Here is a 19,371-nt window from a genome sequence, read left to right on the forward strand (position 1 = left end):
TGTGAGATACGCTAAAAATTTTCCTGGCGCTGCGCTGCCCGACGCATCTGAAGTGCACGGTCAGTAACGCCCAGACGCTGGGCAGCTTTTTGCAGGTTGCCGCTAGCTTCATTCACAGCAATTCGGATAGCGACATTTTTACTTTCCCGACTGATGGTTTTGAGATTCACACCGCGCGTCAGAGCGACGCGGATAGCGCGCTCAAAGCCACCGTCGCACCATGTGCTCCAGTAACCAGTATGATTTGGTCGGTCTTCCGGAGGGATGCAGCCTACCGTGATTGCTCCTTGCCCGGCGTAATGGCAGAGCATACGTGCTACAACCTGTTTGAGATCACGTACGTTGCCAGGGTATTCGTGACGCAGCAGGTATTCCTGTACTAAAGCATCCAGCTCAGGGGGGCCTTGATTGGGGAGGAATACCTTCAGGAAGTGATTGGCCAAGGGAAGAATGTCTTCAGGACGTTCCCGTAAAGGCGGCAAATGGCAAACATAACTGGCGATACGGTAATAGAGATCCGCACGGAATTCACCGCGTTGCACTTGTGCGCAAAGATCGCGATTGGTGGCGCAAATCAAGCGGAAGGAAGTTTGCTGCCAAGTGTTGCCCCCGACACGTTTGAAGGTATGTTCTTGAATAACCCGCAATAGCTGGGCTTGCAGTGTCAGAGGGAGTTCTCCTACTTCATCGAGAAACAACGTACCACCGTTGGCAAGCGCGAACACCCCATCACGGGAAGACACCGCGCCAGTAAAAGCACCCCGCTCATGACCGAAGAACTCGCTGCCGGATAATTCCGGCACGATCGTGGTACAATCCTGAATGACCAAATTGCCCTTGTTCGCACGGGGATCCAAGGCATGCACGAGATTTGCCAGCAATTCCTTGCCAGTACCACTCTCACCAAGGATCAAAACCGACGCATCGGTGAAATGGGCCACTTCCACCACTTGACGTAGAATCGCCTTCAGAACCTGGCTTTCTCCCACTAATACATTCTGCACTACGGGTGAATTCACCAGACGGTGCACCGCCCCCCAGCGTTGAAGACGAGCAATGATCTCATGGATGAGGGTATTATCTTGCGAACTCACTAAGACGTCACAAGCGCCTGCTTCCAATAGCTGCCAGACGGCATCACCCGTAATAGTCGTGTTACAACAGGCAAGCACGGCTATCTGACCATTACGGCTAAGTTCGCGTAATTGTTTGCAGATCTTTGGCGTGACCTCATTACTAAACATCACGCCTGCCATGCAGGAAAAACTATTATCATAGTCGTGTACATCGATGTCCTGTTGATGCAATCGATCAACGATTTCATCAGCAGCTTGTTTCTGATAGCCATCCATCCAGCGAAACCAGACTTTGATAGTCATCTAGTACCTCCAGTATTCAGTATTCTCGAAGAGAGAGCATGCTTAAATAAAGAGGAAAATAGAATGTTTCTAAACTAACAATTGAATTCAATCTTTCGAGTTAACGTCAGTGTATGCTATTGATCTAGAGAGGATTTTCTCTGGCTCGATGTCTCGCTCATCTCATCTCTTCTGTTATGAGTAATGCTGTCAATATTGATCATTACTCTATGCAATTAGCTTTAAGCCTCAAGATACTAATGAATAACAAATAGGCAGGCAACCCTACATTTGCATACAATTTTAATTTTTCAATGGCAGAAATATGTGAAATCAGCCATATGATCCATGCGGTTGTTCAGCAGCACCTTCTCAATTCATTATAAATAAGATAATTTCTCAGTTTTCTGGAAACTATGAAAGATTTGACTATCTAACTGGATAATCATCAATTAAGAGATTAATGATTATCCCAGCTCAAATCTCGGGCAGATAAATTAACAGTTGATAATCATTTTCAGTTTTTTGATACGCAGTTCCCTTAAGAGATGTGCAATCACTACGTGAATCGCATGCTCACTGCAAAGGGGCTAGTGGAATCGTTCAAGTTTAGGGGTCGTCACAATCACTGATTATGTCACTGATTTAGTGTATAATTATTTCTTGTTCGCATCCATTTCAAGTTAAATTCTTAGGTACTTAAACTATATGTCACGCCCACTCCGTAATATCGCTATTATTGCTCACGTTGATCATGGAAAAACCACCATGGTAGACAAATTGCTGCATCAGGCAGGAACGTTTGCCGCGCATCAGACCATTGCCGAACGCGTCATGGATTCCAACGATATTGAACGCGAGCGTGGCATCACGATTTTTTCCAAGAATTGCGCAGTCGATTATGAGGGAGTGCATATCAATATTGTAGATACACCTGGGCATGCCGATTTTGGCGGGGAAGTCGAGCGTGTGTTGTCGATGGTGGATGGGGTGTTGTTGCTGGTGGATGCCGTGGAAGGACCGATGCCGCAGACACGTTTTGTCACCAAAAAAGCGTTGGCGCTGGGGCTACGGCCGATTGTCGTCATTAACAAGATCGATCGCCCTGGTGCGCGACCGGATTGGGTGATCAACCATACCTTCGATCTGTTTGATAAACTGAATGCAACGGAAGCGCAGCTGGATTTTCCAGTCGTGTATGCCTCCGCACTCAATGGCTATGCTACCTTGGATCCGAAGCAAACCAGCCCGGATATGCGTCCGTTGTTTGAAACTATTCTCAAGCATGTGCCTGAACCTACTGGCAATCCTGACGAACCGCTGCAATTGCAAATCAATGCGCTTGATTATTCGAGCTTTGTAGGACGCATTGGCGTGGGACGCATCGCGCGCGGACGACTCAAGCCTGCTCAGGAGGTAATGGTCATGACGGGGGAGCAAACCCCCAAGAAAGCGCGCATCAACCAGGTGTTTGGTTTCCGTGGTCTGGAACGCGTGCCGCTGAGTGAAGCATTAGCAGGCGATATCGTGTTAGTGAACGGAATTGAAGAGCTCAGCATCGGCACGACCCTGGCAGATATCGATCATCCCGAAGCGTTACCAATGCCGAAGGTGGATGAGCCAACCCTGTCCATGACTTTTCAGGTCAATACTTCTCCCTTTGCGGGCAAAGAAGGAAAGTTTGTCACCAGCCGCCAGTTGCGCGAGCGTCTGGAAAAAGAACTGCTCACCAATGTAGCGCTCAAGCTGGAAGAAACGGGTGAGACTGATTCTTTCCTGGTTTCCGGGCGTGGCGAATTGCATTTGACGATCTTGTTGGAGAATATGCGGCGCGAGGGTTATGAATTAGCTGTTTCCCGCCCCCGCGTGGTGATTCGTGAAATTAATGGGGAAAAATGCGAACCTTTTGAAGTGCTCACGGTGGATGTCGATGAAGAAAACCAGGGTGCCGTGATGGAAGCGCTGGGGATGCGCCGTGGCGATTTGCTTGATATGGTATCGGATGGGCATGGCCGGGTCAGACTGGATTATCGTATCCCTGCACGGGGTCTGATTGGCTTTCAATCGGAATTCATGACCATGACACGCGGTACCGGCATGATGAGTCATGTCTTCGATGAATACGCACCGATGCGCTCGGAAATTGCAGCACGCCGAAACGGGGTACTGATTTCTGCCGAATATGGCGAAGCAGTCGCCTATGCCCTGTGGAAGCTGCAAGAGCGGGGACGCATGTTTGTCAGTCCGGGCGATCCGGTTTATGAAGGCATGGTGATCGGGATTCATAGCCGCGATAACGATCTGGTGGTCAACCCGATCAAAGGTAAGCAATTGACCAATATTCGTGCCTCCGGCCATGACGAAGCCGTGGTGCTGACACCACCGATCCAGCTCACGTTGGAATCCGCCATTGAATTCATTGCGGATGATGAATTGGCGGAAATTACGCCAAAAAGCATACGGATACGTAAACGCTTACTGCTGGAACATGAGCGTAAGAAAGCATCGCGCACCGCTGCATAAACTATCTTTTTCTTGCTCTGCTTGCCGAAATGAATGCGCGCATAGTGTGGTATATCGCTGATCCGATGTGCTCCTGGTGCTGGGGATTTTCACCCGTCATTGAAACCATCAGGCATGATTATGGCGAGCGCCTGACGATGAAGCTGGTAGTGGGCGGGCTGCGTGCCGGCACCACCGAACCGCTTACCCCCGGGAAACGGGCAGAGATACTGCAGCACTGGCATAACGTCCAGCGTATGACGGGACAACCCTTCACGTTTGAAGGGGCTCTTCCAGCGGAGTTCATTTACGATACCGAACCTGCGTGCCGTGCTGTGGTTAGCGCTATGCTCATCGATTCATTGTATACCTTTCCGTTACTCGCTGCCATTCAACATGCTTTTTACGTTGAGCTGATCGATGTGACCCAGTTGCAAACGCTGATTCAACTCGCGACAGATGTCGGTATCTCTGCCGAATCATTTTCGCAAGTGTTTACGTCGGATGTGGCTAAACAGACAACACAGGATCATTTCCGCCAAGCTATTCAATGGGGGATTCGAGGTTTTCCCACTGTTATTGGACAGGATGTTGCCGGTCTTCATTTGCTGACGAATGGCTATTGCACGATTGAAACCATGGGTCAGCGCATCGATATCTGGGTAAATACGTCTAATAGCCATAGCTGATTATTTAGTACCGAGGAGTACAGAAACACGGGTAAGGGTTGGAGTAAAGAGCCTGCTCTTTACTGTGCAGTGCTGTGCTGTGTATCGGTAGCCAGGTCTACAGGTCGATATTTTATGAACTGTAGTATGATGTGATTGAATATAGACTGATTCCTCTGCTGCACAGCTTGCCGCGTTTCGATTGATTCAGGATTGCCGAAAAACTGGGGAGGTTTGCCAATGATATCTGCTCATCGAGAAGGGCGCTTATTGCGAAGTTTGCTGATCGCATGTCTACTATGTGGTATGTATCCTTTGTTAGTTCAGGCTGAAATCTGGAGTCGTACACCCATAAACGGCATGAGGGATGTGACTGTCGCACTTAACGGCATCGTCTGGCTGACCGACAAGAACGGCGCTGTCTGGAAGTCGGATAATATCTACGCATCCTCACTCACGCAGATGGAGACGAGCGGTTTTAGCCGAATAGCTGTTGGACCGGATGGTGTGGTATGGGCAGTTAAGTCCAATGGTACCTTATGGAAATTTGCCACAGACAGCTGGAGCGAAACAGCGGCAAAAGAAATAGAAGATGTGGCTGTTGCACCCGATAGCAAAAAAGTTTGGGTGGTTGGAAAAGATGGCACGGTATGGCTTAGTAGCGATCAAGGGCAGCGCTTCATACAGATTGAGGGAAGTGATTTTAGTCGGATTTCTGTTAAATCAGAAAGTATGGTATGGGCAGTGAAATCCGATGGCACTGTGTGGAAGTTGGCCTCAGGAGGCTGGAGCGAAACAGCAGCAAACGAGATAGAAGATATTGCCATTGCACCAAATGGCTTGATCTGGTTAACCGGAAAAGATGGCACCGTATCGAGCTCATCAGATGATGGTGTCACTTTCAGTCAATATGAAGAAGTTGGTGGTTTGAAAAATATCGCTGCCAGGAACAGAGACGCATGGGCCGTCAGCTTCGATGGCACACTATGGCATAAATTCTTTTCTCCTCAGTTCTAATTCCATTTTTAATCATACCTGATAGTCTTCTGGCCAGCCTCTTGGCAGCTCGCGCAGAGCACAATAGCGAAGCGTATGGCGCTTTAGCATGCCCGGCATGGGCTAAAACTTGTTATCTGAAAGGCGATATGAGGTATGTATGTCTATAAAAAATGTATGCAATTAAATTATTGCCTGGGTTTTTGTCATCACTTAGCATAGCGATAGAATTTGATTGATAAAGAGCATTTATTTTACCTATATATATTTAGCAGCTCGAATGTTAAACTTCGTCATGGCGGTGCCATATGACTTTGCCTGTTGACACCCTATAGCCTTACGACCCTGTAAGCCGGGCGGTGAAACAGACTAAAAAGAGAAATCAGGAACGTCAAATATAAGGTTTCATAAATTGGCCTGCCGATGAAGAAAAACACGACAGCGTTGAGAAAAATCATCAGCTCCCTTGCAAAAAGGCACGGCACGCCGCTATTTTTGATTAGCGAGAGCCTGCTCATCGAGCAGGTGAAGAAGTTTCAGACGCTACTGCCAAGCGTTAAGCCGTTCTATGCGGTCAAAGCGAACAGCCATCCCTTCGTGCTGAAGATATTTGCAGAGTACGGAATCGGTTTCGACGTTGCGTCGACTCAGGAGATGAAAGCAGTGCTCGATCTCGGCGTTACACCCGATCGCATAATCTTTGCGAACACAGTCAAGCGGCCAGAGGCTTTGCAGTTTGCGGCCCAGCACGGTGTACGGTTAATGACATTCGATTCAGAATACGAGCTCAACAAGATCGCGAAACATGCGCCGGGTGCGCACGTCTTGATAAGGATAAAAGTGCCGAATGTCGGCTCGCTCGTCGAGCTGTCCTTAAAATTCGGGGCCGAGCCGGTCGATGCCATTCCTCTCCTTATCAAAGCCTTTCAAATGAAACTAAAACCGGTGGGAGTGAGTTTTCACGTTGGGTCGCAGAATACCAACGAGGAGAACTATCTCGCATCCCTTGAAATGGCGTCAATGATATTCAATGAGGCTAAGCTGAAGCAGTCGCCCTTGGAGATCCTCGACATCGGTGGCGGCTTTCCGATTCGTCATTTTGAGCAGGATAAGGATAGCTTCGCTCCTATGTCCATCCAAATAAAAAAGGAATTGAAACGCCTGTTCGGTCCGGATGTCCAGATAATCGCTGAGCCAGGCCGGGCGTTCGTTGGGCCGGCATGCTATCTGGTCATGCAGGTTGTGGGAAAATCGATTCGTGGCAACAAGCATTGGTATTATCTTGATGATGGCGTGTACGGATCATTGTCCGGCATCATCTACGATCACGCGAAATACCAGTACCGTACCTTCCGTAGAGGGGTCACACAAATCACTACCCTTGCCGGACCGACCTGTGATTCGCTGGACATCATCTCAGTGAGCGAAGATATGCCAGAATTGGAGATCGGAGATCTTGTCTATTGTGAAAATATTGGTGCCTATTCCTGGGCAACAGCCACAAACTTCAACGGCATACCACCAGCAGAAGTGGTTTCGATACCGTAGAGGTAGAAGATTGCTCATGTGCCAAGAATGTTAAATCTGATCATGGTGGCGCAATACGGCTTCGCCTATTACGCCTAGTGTGCCCGGCATGGGTTAAAACTTGTTATCTGAGAGGAGATAACCGGACTTAGTAACGACAACCGTAGTGAGGCGCAAGGGGGAAACCGCGAGGTTAACCTGAAAGAAGCGCGTAGCAAAAGCACGACCGTAAGAACACGAACAGCAGTGAGGCCGAGTGCGGGCGATGAGTGTGCTAGGGAACACGAAATCTAACCGTTACCGAAAGACGCACGAGGTAGAGCTTGACTACACCTCAGAGTCAGGCCTTACATTTGACATTTATATCATCTCCTTTCAGTTCATTTGAGTATTTGGCGCGCAATCGTGCCGCTCACATTTAAATACTTCCTTATCTGTGTCAAATGTAAGGCCTGACCCTAAAGTAAGTTCTAAAGTAAGTTGCGTTAGGTATCTTTGTTAGTGTAATTTTGTATGGATTAATCAATACATGAGTATTGCAATATCCAAAGCAAAAGCCGCTATCAAACCCAAAAGCAATCTGTCTTACCTCCTTTTGTTTTTGTTCTTCAGCATATTGGTATTGCAATAAATCCCATCGACCATCTTCTGCTAATTTAAATTTAGCATTTACAACTTTACCAGGTGGAACTGAAACTTCTTCAATACTCAGGATATTTTCAGAAAAATATGCATTCTCACTTCAAGATAAAGGCGGGAACAGTAATAGCAGTAATAGTGTTGAGATAAGATATTTCATAACATCTTTTTGATTAACTGGTTGGATCCAGAGTTAAATTTGTTAACGGCATTTAACAAGCGGGAGATCAAAAACAGGTAACCGCTTGAATCTCCATACACCCCATTTGACTATAGTTCTAAAAACACGTCGACCCTGGCTGATGGACGCAAAAACCGAATACTAAGGCTGTGACAGTAAAGTTCTTCATTGATACTCCTCCACATAGATTCGTCATTACTTCATCACTGCAAGACGATCGCTGGAATCCATGGGAAGAGTATATGCCTGGCCGAAAACCAGATATGGTCGTTACGGGAGTCTTACGCGAATCAAAAAGATATCTCCTGTTCGGTGATCTTGAACGATAAATCTAACGTTTCCATGTGCATTGTGCAATGCGTTCTCCAATTGTCTCCGCGTACTTACAGGTTCGAATTGTCTTGGATGAGTTTCGATAGCAATGATTAGATCATCTACTTCGAGTCCAGCGTGTTCACACGGCTCCCCCGGGGTAAGCTGTGTTATTTTTACTCCCAACCCACCAGGTGAATTGTTGACTGTAACTCCACACGAGTTGGTGGGCTGGATTAATTGTATTTGTGGTTTCCCCTCATCATCACTGGTCTGAGCAAAGACAGGCATCGTTGCGGTAAAGACGAACAATGATATAAAAGCAGCGACAAACATTTTTAATGATTTAGCTTTCATTGAATCTTCTCCTTAGATAATAAGTAAATTAAAAAACGTGGACTTGCTGTTTTTACCAGCAATTACTTAAGCGTTAAAACTAACGCCTTTGCCTTCGTTAAATCACACGCAAAATCAAACTTAATTTAGGTTTAACAGATCAGGTTGAGCTAAACACCTGATTTAATACATAAATTAAGTTGGAGGAAATATATATTCTCTTGATGAAAATTAAAATAAGCAGAAGCTTTAATGAGATATAAAGAAAATGTGTAAAAAACATGAGAGAGTATGCAAAAAAATGACAATTGCCCGGCAATTTCCAGCGGTCTGTGGTACAACCTTCTAATCGTTCCAACAGTTTCCGTCATTCAACCCTACCCGTTACATCACGCGCGGTTGCGTGAGAGGAAGAATCAGAGGGATTTTCTTTGAACTGATGAATCTAAATTCCGGCGTTATAGGCAGATACAAAATAAGTGTGCGTTGGCACAGCACGCCTGATTTGACTGAGACTGCCTGCTATTCTCACGACTCAGCAGTCAGATCAAGCTTGTAGCCATTGAAGATTGTAGGCGTGAAATGCCGTGGGTATACCGCGATGCATGGACTTCTAAAATTGATACTTCAAATGCTTCTAGATTGGTTTATATACTGTCCCAGATTGGAAAACTCATTAAAACCGAGAAGCTTGAGCAAAGATTAGTCGAGTTAGAAAGGCGACTATTGAAATGAGCATTAAAAAGCGATTGTAAAAATTAGAGTCTCAAGTGGAGCTTTAAGCAGATAGAAAACTCATAAGTTTCATCATTCTTAGCCCTTTTCAAAAGGGCAGTACACCTCAGGGTCTACCATCGTATTTTGCAGGATGACACACCACAGAACCATAGATTAATATAGTAATATGGATAGGGATGTGTCTCTTGGGGTCAGCGGCAGGGATTCTGTTTCGCCAGGCTTGAAATGCCGTCCCCGTCCTCCTGCGTCATCCATCCGGTGTGTCGTCCGGGATGGTGCCGATTCTTTTGATTGTGGCTCTGTATGTAGACGAGACCGACGGATGATTTATCGGTTTAGTCGTAATCATACGGAGACTCCATGATCATAAATAATACCTCACAAATATATGTCAGCATTGATATTGGATGCCGCCAACACAGTGTGGCGATAGGTTTACCTAATGGTGATGTACTGGACGAATTTGATATTCTGCATCGCCCGGAAGGTTTCACACCATTCTTTGAGCGCATTGAGCATCATCACCGCTGCCATGGCGGTACAGTAGTAGGGCCATGGAAGGCCACAATGGCTATGCTCGCCTTTTGGACATCCTGGTGAGGGTGCGCGGTTATCAATTCTACAACATCAATAACCTGAAACTGGCTCGTTTTAAGGAAATTTTTCCGGCTGCGGCCAAGAATGACCGCATTGATGCCTGTAAAGGCCTGGAACTATTCCAGCTACGAGATCACCTGCCGTTGGCCAAAGAGGTTCTTCAGGAAATCATGCCGGCACCACGGGAAAACGACATGCTCAAACGGTTAAGCCGCCGCCGTCGCGCTTTGGTGGATGAAAAGAGCCGTGTACAAAGTCGCTTTCAGGGCGATCTTCATGCAGTGTGCCCCGGTCTGTTGGATATCACCAAAGATGCTGATAATCTCTGGTTCTTGCGCTTTATCACCCGCGTTGACGAATTGACCAGGCTGTCGCGTCTGCGCCTATCTGCTTTGCTGAAGATTCCTGGCGTGGGCCGCAAGTTCGCTGCGGAAATTCGTGCATGGCAATCGCATGCATCATTTAGTCATGAAGTGGAATGGGTGAGCGAAATGATCATTGAAGATGCCCGGCGCATCCTGGCACTCAAACACGATATCCAGGCGTTGGAGTCGCGTTGCAAGACATTAATGCAAGCATCCCAAGCTGCCAAGTTAATGGATCGTATTCCGGGGTTCGCTGTGATCTGTGCCTCAGAGTTGGCGGGTGAGATTGTCACCATTGACCGGTTTGCCGGTGAACGCAGTCTGGCGCTTTATCTGGGGATGGCCAACCTTGATAACAGCTCAGGGAAGTTTCGAGGCTCAAAAGCACCGAAACATGTCAACACACGAGCTAAAGGTGCGATGATGGCCGCTGTAGACAAGCATCGAAAATGCGTACCTGAATCACAGCGTTATTATGAAAAAAAACGGATTGAGGGAAAATCACATAATCAGGCAATTCGTGCGCTTGGCCGGCAGCTTTGCCGCATTATATTCAAAATGCTGAAGCAAAATCGTGTCTATGAGATGCGTACAAAAATCAACGAAAATACTTGAAAATTCCAGCGGGATGTTCAAGCCTTACATTTGATATTCCTATTTTCTCTTTTCTGCCTGTTTGACTACCCAGCTGACGGTCACGTAGTTCACACCAAAATGTTTACTAACTTGGGCCCACGTATACTGGTAGTGCCCACTACAATGTGCTTGAACCATGCTTTAGTCACGGATCTTATATCGATCAGGAAAGTACGTGTCATGGTTAAACCTACATTTGAGCTGTCAATGCAGTGGCGTGATGGGGAAATGCTTGTAGCAGCTTTGCATCCATTGTATATAAGGTTGTGCCTAGTTTCATAGCAAGGGCTATGAACTCGCAATCATAGGCTGAGCAGCCAGTCTCACGCACGAATCTAGTACGCTATGAGAATCAACTTCAAACTCTAAGCTCTGAAGATGGTTTTCTGCTTCTGCCTGAATATCTCTGGCTTGTTCGTAACTTAAATAACGCCGGCGTATGTATCCAGCTAGAATATTGCGAAACTCGCTGTGTCATAGTACAGGAGCAGCTCATTCAGGTTCATGTTGAAGCAGCGTTTCCGCAAGATGTGTGAAGTCACCTGGTAAATAAAGATAAGCCATGATGTTGGTATTTACCACAATCATGGCCGTCCTTCGCGTTTGAGTGAATCAATATCCTGTGGCTGAAATTTATCCTTTGGCAGGCTGTTTCGAAGCACTCTTGCTCGTGCCAAACGCTCTTCTACTGAGATTCGCTCCGGGAGCAATACCGTTTCAAGGCATACAATCACTTCATTATTCAGGCTATGTCGGTGCGCTTCAGCTGATGCCTTGAGGCGCTTATATAATTCATCAGGAATATTCTTTAGTGTTAGTGTCGTAGGCATAATCATGATTAGAAACCGTTTGGGAACCAGTATGGTTATATATGATTTCTCTATCAATTTTCTTGCGTCCAAATAGAAGAATCAAGCTGTCTTTGACATTCTTGCCCCACCTTTATGTAGGCGATAACCATTGACCGCATTGCACTATGTAATCACTTTAGAGGCGGCGGAAAATCGGATTCAGGTTGTAAAACTCATGAGGCTTTTTCAATCTATTGATAAACAAGTTTTATTAATTTTTTAAAATAGTTGATTATTTTTGCAAAAGTAACCGATTCTCATTATTTCAACTACGTGTCACTTTTGAATCAGCGTTATAATTGTTCTTTTTCAGAAATAGATTAGGACACATGACCACCATAGTATCCGTACGACGGGGCAAACAAGTTGCATTGGGGGGCGATGGGCAGGTAACGCTCGGTACGGTCGTTGCCAAAGCCAGCGCGCGCAAGGTGCGTAGGCTTCATCATGGCAGGATTTTGGCAGGGTTTGCGGGCGGAACCGCGGATGCATTTACCTTGTTTGAGCGTTTTGAAGGCAAGCTGGAAAAACATCAAGGCCATCTCATGCGTTCTGCGGTTGAACTCGCCAAGGATTGGCGTACCGATCGTATTTTGCGGCGCCTGGAGGCAATGCTGGTGGTCGCTGATGGAGAGGCCACTCTGATCATCACTGGAGCTGGCGATGTGATCGAGCCAGAAATGAGCTTGGCCGCCATCGGCAGCGGGGGAGCCTATGCCCAGGCAGCGGCGCGGGCGCTGTTGGAAAATACCGATTTGCCTGCCAGAGAGGTTGTTGCCAAAGCACTGACCATCGCGGGTGATATTGATATTTATACCAATCAGGTTCACGTTATTGAGTCGCTCGATTAATTTGATTTACTCCTTCTGAGAAGCTATTACTATGTCACAAATGACCCCACAGGAAATTGTTCACGAATTGGACAAACATATCATCGGCCAAGTTAGTGCCAAGCGCGCCGTTGCGATTGCGCTCAGGAACCGCTGGCGCAGACAGCAAGTGGGTGATCCGCTGCGACAGGAAATCACGCCCAAGAATATCCTGATGATTGGTCCGACCGGCGTCGGTAAAACAGAAATTGCGAGACGGCTGGCAAAGCTTGCAGATGCGCCATTTATCAAGGTGGAAGCGACTAAGTTTACTGAGGTAGGATATGTGGGGCGCGATGTCGATTCCATCATTCGTGATTTAGTGGAATCCGCTATCAAGCAGGGACGTGAACGGGAAATCAGAAAAATGTACCCGCTGGCGGAAGATCGTGCTGAAGACCGGATTCTCGATGTATTATTGCCACCCGCGCGCGATCTCGATTTTCGAGCAGAGAGCGAGGAAAGCAGCGTAACCCGGCAAAAATTCCGCAAAAAATTGCGCGAAGGGGAACTGGATGACAAGGAAATAGAAATCGAGGTCGCTATCCCCCAGGCGAGCATGGAAATTTTCGCACCTCCAGGAATGGAAGAGCTCACTTCACAGATTCAGGGGATGTTCCAGACGATCGGGGGCGGGAGAAAGAAAACGCGTAAACTCATGATACGTGAAGCCAAAAAAATCCTGGTTGAAGAAGAGGCGGCACGGCTTATCAATGACGAAGAACTGAAGCTGCGTGCGGTGCAGAACGTCGAGCAGAATGGCATTGTGTTTCTTGATGAAATCGACAAGATCACCAGCCGCTCTGAAACGTCAGGCGCTGATGTGTCGCGGCAGGGGGTGCAGCGTGACTTATTGCCGCTGGTGGAAGGGACCACAGTTTCCACCAAGTATGGCATGATCAAAACCGATCACATCCTGTTCATTGCCAGCGGCGCATTTCATCTCTCCAAGCCTTCCGATTTGATTCCTGAGTTGCAGGGGCGTTTCCCCATTCGGGTTGAATTGGGAAGTCTGAGCGCGGGCGATTTCGAACAGATTCTCACCAATACCGATGCTTGCCTGACCAGGCAATATCAAGCATTGCTGAAAACAGAAGGGATCGAGTTGAGTTTTGCCGAGGATGCCATCAAGCGATTGGCGGAAATTGCTTATTTTGTCAATGAGAAAACCGAGAATATCGGGGCCAGAAGGCTGCATACCGTCATAGAGAAACTGCTGGAAGAAATTTCTTTCAATGCGAGCAAGCGCAGCGGCGAAGCGATCGTTATTGATGCGGTTTATGTGGATTCGCGTCTTAAAGATCTCTCTCAAAGTGAGGATTTGGCCAGATATGTACTTTAGAAGCCTCTAATAAAAAGGACGGCTCGTGCCAGCACATGAAGTTGTGATACTGAGTGGTATACGCACTGCAATCGGAGATTATGGCGGGGCGTTGAAGAGTGTCGCTCCTGCTATGTTAGCGGCGAAGGTGGTAGGCGAAGCTGTTGCACGCGCGCGTGTTGATCCTGCTGAGGTTGGTCACCTGGTGTTTGGTCAGGTGATCCACACGGAGGCACGCGATATGTATCTCGCTCGTGTAGCAGCTCTGCAGGGCGGCTTGCCGCAATCCACTGCAGCTCTGACCTTGAACCGGGTTTGTGGCAGCGGTTTGCAGGCCATTTTATCCGCTGCTCATCTGATCTTGTCAGGCGATACTGGGATAGCGGTTGCGGGTGGCGTTGAATCGATGAGTCGAGCAGGTTATCTGTTACCGGCGCTGCGCTGGGGTCAGCGCATGAAAGACAGCCAAGCGGTAGATATGATGATCGGCGCTTTGACTGATCCGTTCGATCAAGTTCATATGGGTGTGACCGCGGAAAATATCGCTAAGAAATGGGGAATCAGCCGCGAAGAGCAGGATCAAGTTGCCATGGAAAGCCATCGGCGTGCAATCGCTGCCATCAAGCAAGGTTACTTCAAAACGCAGATTCTGCCTATCGAAATTCCCAGCCGAGCGGGCGTGACGCTGTTCGATACCGATGAACATCCACGCGAGCAAATTAGCCTGGAAAGACTGGCTGGGCTTCCCAGCGTCTTTGAGGAAAATGGCACCGTCACCGCAGGCAACGCCTCCGGTATCAATGATGGTGCAGCCGCGATGGTGCTCATGCATACGCGAACAGCTGAGCAAAAGAATCTGCATCCGTTGGCGCGTCTCGTTGCTCATGGTTATGCGGGCGTTGATCCAAGCTATATGGGAGTCGGCCCGGTCCCTGCTGTCAAGCAGGCACTGAAGCGTGCAGGACTCAAGCTTGCCGATATGGACGTGATTGAATCGAACGAAGCGTTTGCTGTGCAAGCCTGTGCCGTTGCGCGCGAACTCGGATTTGATTCCGCCAAAACGAATCCCAATGGCGGGGCAGTCGCATTTGGGCACCCGATTGGCGCAACCGGTTGTATTTTATCCATCAAGGCGATCTACGAATTGCATCGTACAGGCGGACGCTATGCGCTGGTAACGCTGTGTATAGGCGGTGGGCAAGGGATTGCTGCGATTTTTGAACGGCTTTAATAGTATAGCCTATCCATGTAACCGTTTATTGAGCAAACATGTCCCCTTCTTCCCGCCATGATCTACAAGTATTATTTATTACACCAGAAGTCTATCCATTGTGTAAAACTGGTGGCCTGGGTGACGTCAGCGCCGCATTACCGATTGCTTTGCGTGAATTGAACGTAGATATACGCTTGTTATTGCCTGGCTATCCCGCCGTTATGTCAGGGCTCAAATACAAACGGAAAGTTGCCACCTTCAATGATCTCCACCATTTTCCACCTACTACGTTATGGTCAGCTAAACTGGCAGTCAACCATTCGGAGAATATACCGGTGTACATCATCGACTGCCCTGCGTTGTATCAACGTGAAGGCGGAATTTATCTCGATACCGCCGAGCAAAGTTGGTCGGACAATGTCTTGCGTTTTGGCTTGCTCTCAAAAATGGGGGCTATTCTATCAAGTGATGTGAGTCCGCTGACTTGGTTTCCTGACATCGCCCATTGCAATGATTGGCAAAGTGGACTCACGCCTGCTTACCTTCATTTTCATCCGGGGAAAAAAGCGGCTAGCATGATGACTATCCATAATCTTGCCTTTCAGGGCTGTTTTCCGCCAGAAACAGTGGCTCAATTGGGGTTACCCGCTGCCAGTTATAATGTGAACGGTGTGGAATATTACGGTAATCTATCGTTTATGAAGGCTGGGCTTTATTATGCTGATCGTATTTCGACAGTCAGCCCCAGTTATGCCCGCGAAATCCAGCAGGCACCGCTTGGGTTTGGTTTGCAAGGATTACTGGCGGCCCGCAGCCAGCATATTGCTGGCATCGTCAACGGTATTGATACGATGGAATGGGATCCTGCTACTGATCCTCATCTCAACAAAAACTATTCCAGCAATAACCTGGCTGCCAAAAAGGTGAACAAGCTTGCGATACAGCAGATAATGGGGCTGGAGGTCGACAGTGATATTTTGCTGTTTGCCGCTATCAGCCGCTTTACCGAACAAAAGGGTTATGATCTCATTCTGCAGATCGCACCGCAGCTCGTGCAGATCCCCGCCCAACTGGTATTGCTGGGAAGTGGAAATGCCATGCTGGAAGAGCAGTTGGTCAGACTGACAGAGACTTATCCCGGCAAAATAGCTGCGCACATTGGGTTTAACGAAGCGCTATCTCACCTGGTCGAGGGAGGGGCAGACAGCTTCCTGATGCCGTCGCGTTTTGAACCTTGTGGTCTGAATCAGATGTATAGCCAGCGTTACGGCACACCTCCGCTGGTCCATGCTACCGGCGGGTTGATTGATACTGTGGTGGATTGTACTGCGGCTACCCTGGCAGATGGCAGTGCAAGTGGTTTCCAATTCCATGGTATGACGCCGGAGGCGTTTCTGGCCGGTATTCAGCGCGTGGTAATAGCCTACCGGAATAAGCGGGTTTGGCGGCAGCTACAGAAAAATGGCATGAGTAAGGATTTTAGCTGGCGGGCGAGTGCGATGGCATATCGTGAAATTTATCAGTCATTGCTGGCCCCAGTTTGATGGCATGGGAAGCGACTGTTACCACGCCTTCTGCTTTTCTGCGGCTGCCATCAGTTTTTGGTAGGTCGCTAGACGCCGCGCATGAATGTTTCCTTCCTGAGCTGCGAGCAATAACGCGCAATTCGGTTCTGTCATGTGCCGGCAATTGCTGAAGCGGCATTGCCCAAGATAGGGGTGGAATTCAACGAAACCGCCAGCCAGCTCACTGTTATCAATATGATGTAAGCCAAATTCCTGCAGACCGGGCGAGTCAATGATGGCACTTTTCAAATCAAGATGATAAAGGCGCGTGTGTGTCGTGGTATGACGCCCGCTATCGAGGGCAGTGGAAATTTCCATCGTGGTGCGTTTGGCACCCGGCATCAATGCGTTGATGATGGTTGATTTCCCCATACCGGACTGGCCAGTCAGCACACTGGTGTGACCCTGCAGATAAGGTCGAAGCGGTTCGATATTTTGAGTAGCACTGATAGTCAAAACCGGGTAGCCCAGCGAACTATAAAACGATAACCTAGCCGCTGCTGTGCGGGCCTGTTCGAGCAAATCAGCTTTGTTGAGTACGATGAGTGCTTTGATCCGCTGATTCTCAGCTGCGATCAGACAACGATCGATTAATTCTTCGCTGAAAGTCGGTACCACAGCCACTACAATGATAAGCTGAGTGACGTTGGCGGCAATCAGTTTCTGACGAAACGCATCGCTGCGATAGAGCAAGCTTGAGCGTGATAATACAGTTTCTATCACGCCTTGGCCCGAAGTGGTAGGAAGGATTTTAACCTGATCCCCGCAGGCAATGCCGCCTTTTTTGCCGCGCATAACGCACGTTAACAATGCTCCATCGCTTGTTTGGACGCCATACTGCCTGCCGTAGCTAGCAATGACCTGACCTATCACTGATTGAGTAAGTGTTGTCTTAGTAGAAGACTTTGATCTCAAATTTTGAATAGCCAATCAATTTTGGCAGCACAAATAAAATCATTTTCCGACAATCCATTGATCGCATGCGTCATGTATTCGACCTGACACTTGTTATAGCCTACTGTCATGTCGGGGTGGTGATCCTCACGGTGGGAAAGCCATGCCACCGCATTCACAAATGCCATGGTTTGATAGTAGTTTTTGAATTCAAAGGTTTTGCTGATTTTATTAGTCATCAGCGACCATCCTTCCAGCTGTTGCATTAATTTATTTGCTTCCTCTGCAGTAAGAGGGGGCACCCCCCCTTCGCAGGGTTTGCATTGCTTGTTCGTTAGCTCACAGATATCAGCCATAAATACCTCTATACGGAAATAAATTTCTTGAGATGGGCAACCCGAATCGCAGCGGGAGGATGGGAGTCATAAAAAGTGGAATGGACTGGATCAGGGGTGAGCGTTGCTGCATTATCCTGATAAAGCTTCACTAACGCATGAATCAAATCAGCAGCTGAAGCATGTTGTGCTGCATATTCATCTGCTTCAAATTCATGTTTGCGCGAATATAAGCTGGACAGCGGTTGCAGTAAAAAGGTAAAGACGGGCATCACGAGAAAAAATAGTAGCACCGCCATTGCGTTGGAAGGAACGGATGGAACAGTCACACCTAATCCTTGATAGAACCAGTTCTGCTGCATCAAATAACCTAATAGCCACAAAAAGGCCAGACTGACGATGAATGACCAGACAATGCGTTTGATGATGTGGTGGCGTTTGAAATGGCCAAGCTCGTGGGCGAGGATCGCTTCTATTTCTGATGGTGCCAGGCGTGACAACAATGTATCGAAAAATACAATTCGTTTCGTTTTGCCAAAGCCGGTAAAATAGGCATTACCATGACTGCTGCGGCGTGATCCGTCCATGACAAATAAACCACTTGATTCAAAACCGCACTTATACAAAAGCTGCTCGATCCGCGCTTTGAGAGAAGCGTCTTGTAATGGCGAGAATTTGTTGAACAGCGGCGCGATCCAGGTTGGATAAATAGCCAGGAGGAAGAGATTGAAAGCGACCCATGCCAGCCAGGCATAAAACCACCAGCTATCACCCATTTTCTCCATCAGCCATAACATGACGAACAATAAGGGAATACCCAGCACAATGCCTAATGTATATTGTTTGATCAGATCAGCAAAAAACATAGCCGGTGTCATCTTGTTGAAGCCAAATTGCTGTTCAATAACAAAAGTCCGGTAATAACTGAATGGAATTTCAATCACACTGAGCAGTAAAACCGTGCTGATAATGAGCGCCATGCCATGAGGGATCGGATCGGTAAACCAGTTCGCCCAGAAACTTGCAAGGACATTGAGTCCCCCTCCCAGCGTGAGCATCAATAATAGAAGAACATGGATAAAGGTGCCGGGAAAACTGAGACGGGTTCTAGCGCAAGTATAATCAGCCGCTTTTTGATGAGCGGCAAGATCAATTTGTGAGGCAAAATCTTGCGGAACCTGGTTGCGATAAGCGCGGATATGACGGATATGGCGGATCGCTAACCATAGTTGAGTAACAGTGGTCAGTAATAATACAGTAATAAATACAGCAGTAAAAGTTTGCATAGTCAAAATAGCATAGAAAATATAATCGATTAACACTCAAACTTTGTGAAAACGAGCGCAGCGAGTTTCGCTAAAACGAGCGCAGTACTTTTAGCTAAAACGAGCACAGCACACTTTGCTGAAACATGCACCAAACAAGTTTTGACAAAATAAAAGAAAAGTCACAATAAAAAACGCAATTA

16 protein-coding genes are annotated in these 19,371 nt (G+C 47.6%); 10 read left to right on the plus strand and 6 right to left on the minus strand.

What is annotated here, in order from left to right:
* Positions 1-11: 11 nt before the first annotated feature.
* A complete protein-coding gene (locus tag BM283_RS05970; protein WP_217646448.1) occupies positions 12-1,379 on the minus strand; it encodes a sigma 54-interacting transcriptional regulator in 1,368 nt (455 codons plus the stop codon).
* A gap of 687 nt (positions 1,380-2,066) precedes the next feature.
* On the opposite strand from BM283_RS05970, the gene typA reads away from it, so the two are divergent.
* The 4 genes from typA (at position 2,067) to BM283_RS05990 (ending at position 7,072) form a co-directional block, all read left to right on the plus strand.
* Positions 2,067-3,881 carry a translational GTPase TypA gene (gene typA / locus BM283_RS05975; RefSeq protein WP_090690824.1) on the plus strand — a complete coding sequence of 605 codons (1,815 nt, stop codon included), beginning with the start codon at positions 2,067-2,069 and terminating at the stop codon, positions 3,879-3,881.
* Between the two features lie 29 nt (positions 3,882-3,910).
* Complete coding sequence (locus BM283_RS05980) at positions 3,911-4,549, plus strand: DsbA family protein (RefSeq protein WP_090690825.1); 639 nt, start codon at positions 3,911-3,913, stop codon at positions 4,547-4,549.
* Between the two features lie 219 nt (positions 4,550-4,768).
* Complete coding sequence (locus BM283_RS05985) at positions 4,769-5,545, plus strand: tectonin domain-containing protein (RefSeq protein ID WP_090690828.1); 777 nt, start codon at positions 4,769-4,771, stop codon at positions 5,543-5,545.
* A 402-nt stretch (positions 5,546-5,947) separates the two neighbouring features.
* Positions 5,948-7,072, plus strand: coding sequence for a type III PLP-dependent enzyme (locus tag BM283_RS05990; RefSeq protein WP_090690829.1), 1,125 nt, complete (start codon positions 5,948-5,950; stop codon positions 7,070-7,072).
* Positions 7,073-8,141: 1,069 nt separating this feature from the next.
* Here BM283_RS05990 and BM283_RS05995 read toward each other — a convergent pair.
* On the minus strand, positions 8,142-8,540 hold the full coding sequence (locus tag BM283_RS05995; protein ID WP_090690831.1) for a M61 metallopeptidase family protein: 399 nt from the start codon (positions 8,538-8,540) through the stop codon (positions 8,142-8,144).
* 1,077 nt (positions 8,541-9,617) lie between these two features.
* Here BM283_RS05995 and BM283_RS19360 point away from each other — a divergent pair.
* Both BM283_RS19360 and BM283_RS06005 read left to right on the plus strand, forming a co-directional pair.
* Positions 9,618-9,857 carry a hypothetical protein gene (locus BM283_RS19360; RefSeq protein ID WP_217646449.1) on the plus strand — a complete coding sequence of 80 codons (240 nt, stop codon included), beginning with the start codon at positions 9,618-9,620 and terminating at the stop codon, positions 9,855-9,857.
* Positions 9,812-10,834 carry a transposase gene (locus tag BM283_RS06005; protein WP_217646450.1) on the plus strand — a complete coding sequence of 341 codons (1,023 nt, stop codon included), beginning with the start codon at positions 9,812-9,814 and terminating at the stop codon, positions 10,832-10,834. The genes BM283_RS19360 and BM283_RS06005 overlap by 46 nt, the downstream gene beginning before the upstream one ends.
* A 605-nt stretch (positions 10,835-11,439) precedes the next feature.
* Here BM283_RS06005 and BM283_RS06015 read toward each other — a convergent pair.
* Positions 11,440-11,685: a FitA-like ribbon-helix-helix domain-containing protein gene (locus tag BM283_RS06015; RefSeq protein ID WP_090690950.1), complete on the minus strand. Its 246-nt coding sequence runs from the start codon at positions 11,683-11,685 to the stop codon at positions 11,440-11,442.
* Between the two features lie 350 nt (positions 11,686-12,035).
* Between BM283_RS06015 and hslV the strand changes: the two genes are divergently transcribed.
* Genes hslV through glgA form a run of 4 tightly spaced genes read left to right on the plus strand, consistent with a single transcriptional unit; the run spans position 12,036 to position 16,653 of the window.
* A complete protein-coding gene (hslV, locus tag BM283_RS06020; RefSeq protein ID WP_090690836.1) occupies positions 12,036-12,557 on the plus strand; it encodes an ATP-dependent protease subunit HslV in 522 nt (173 codons plus the stop codon).
* 31 nt (positions 12,558-12,588) lie between these two features.
* A complete protein-coding gene (gene hslU / locus BM283_RS06025; protein ID WP_090690837.1) occupies positions 12,589-13,917 on the plus strand; it encodes an ATP-dependent protease ATPase subunit HslU in 1,329 nt (442 codons plus the stop codon).
* 25 nt (positions 13,918-13,942) lie between these two features.
* A complete protein-coding gene (locus tag BM283_RS06030; protein ID WP_217646452.1) occupies positions 13,943-15,127 on the plus strand; it encodes an acetyl-CoA C-acyltransferase family protein in 1,185 nt (394 codons plus the stop codon).
* Positions 15,128-15,165: 38 nt separating this feature from the next.
* Positions 15,166-16,653, plus strand: a complete 1,488-nt coding sequence (glgA, locus tag BM283_RS06035) for a glycogen synthase GlgA (RefSeq protein ID WP_090690840.1) — start codon at positions 15,166-15,168, stop codon at positions 16,651-16,653.
* Positions 16,654-16,671: 18 nt separating this feature from the next.
* Here glgA and rsgA read toward each other — a convergent pair whose 3' ends face one another.
* The 3 genes from rsgA to BM283_RS06050 are packed head-to-tail and all read right to left on the minus strand — an operon-like array spanning position 16,672 to position 19,189.
* Positions 16,672-17,589, minus strand: a complete 918-nt coding sequence (gene rsgA / locus BM283_RS06040) for a ribosome small subunit-dependent GTPase A (protein ID WP_254776212.1) — start codon at positions 17,587-17,589, stop codon at positions 16,672-16,674.
* Positions 17,586-17,924 carry a 4a-hydroxytetrahydrobiopterin dehydratase gene (locus tag BM283_RS06045; RefSeq protein WP_090690844.1) on the minus strand — a complete coding sequence of 113 codons (339 nt, stop codon included), beginning with the start codon at positions 17,922-17,924 and terminating at the stop codon, positions 17,586-17,588. The genes rsgA and BM283_RS06045 overlap by 4 nt, the downstream gene beginning before the upstream one ends.
* A gap of 8 nt (positions 17,925-17,932) precedes the next feature.
* The gene (locus tag BM283_RS06050; protein ID WP_090690847.1) at positions 17,933-19,189 is read right to left on the minus strand and encodes a M48 family metallopeptidase; all 1,257 of its coding nucleotides are present in this window, start codon (positions 19,187-19,189) and stop codon (positions 17,933-17,935) included.
* Positions 19,190-19,371 lie beyond the last annotated feature (182 nt).

Origin of the sequence: Nitrosomonas sp. Nm34 (genome assembly GCF_900113925.1) — a bacterium.
Classification (GTDB): domain Bacteria; phylum Pseudomonadota; class Gammaproteobacteria; order Burkholderiales; family Nitrosomonadaceae; genus Nitrosomonas.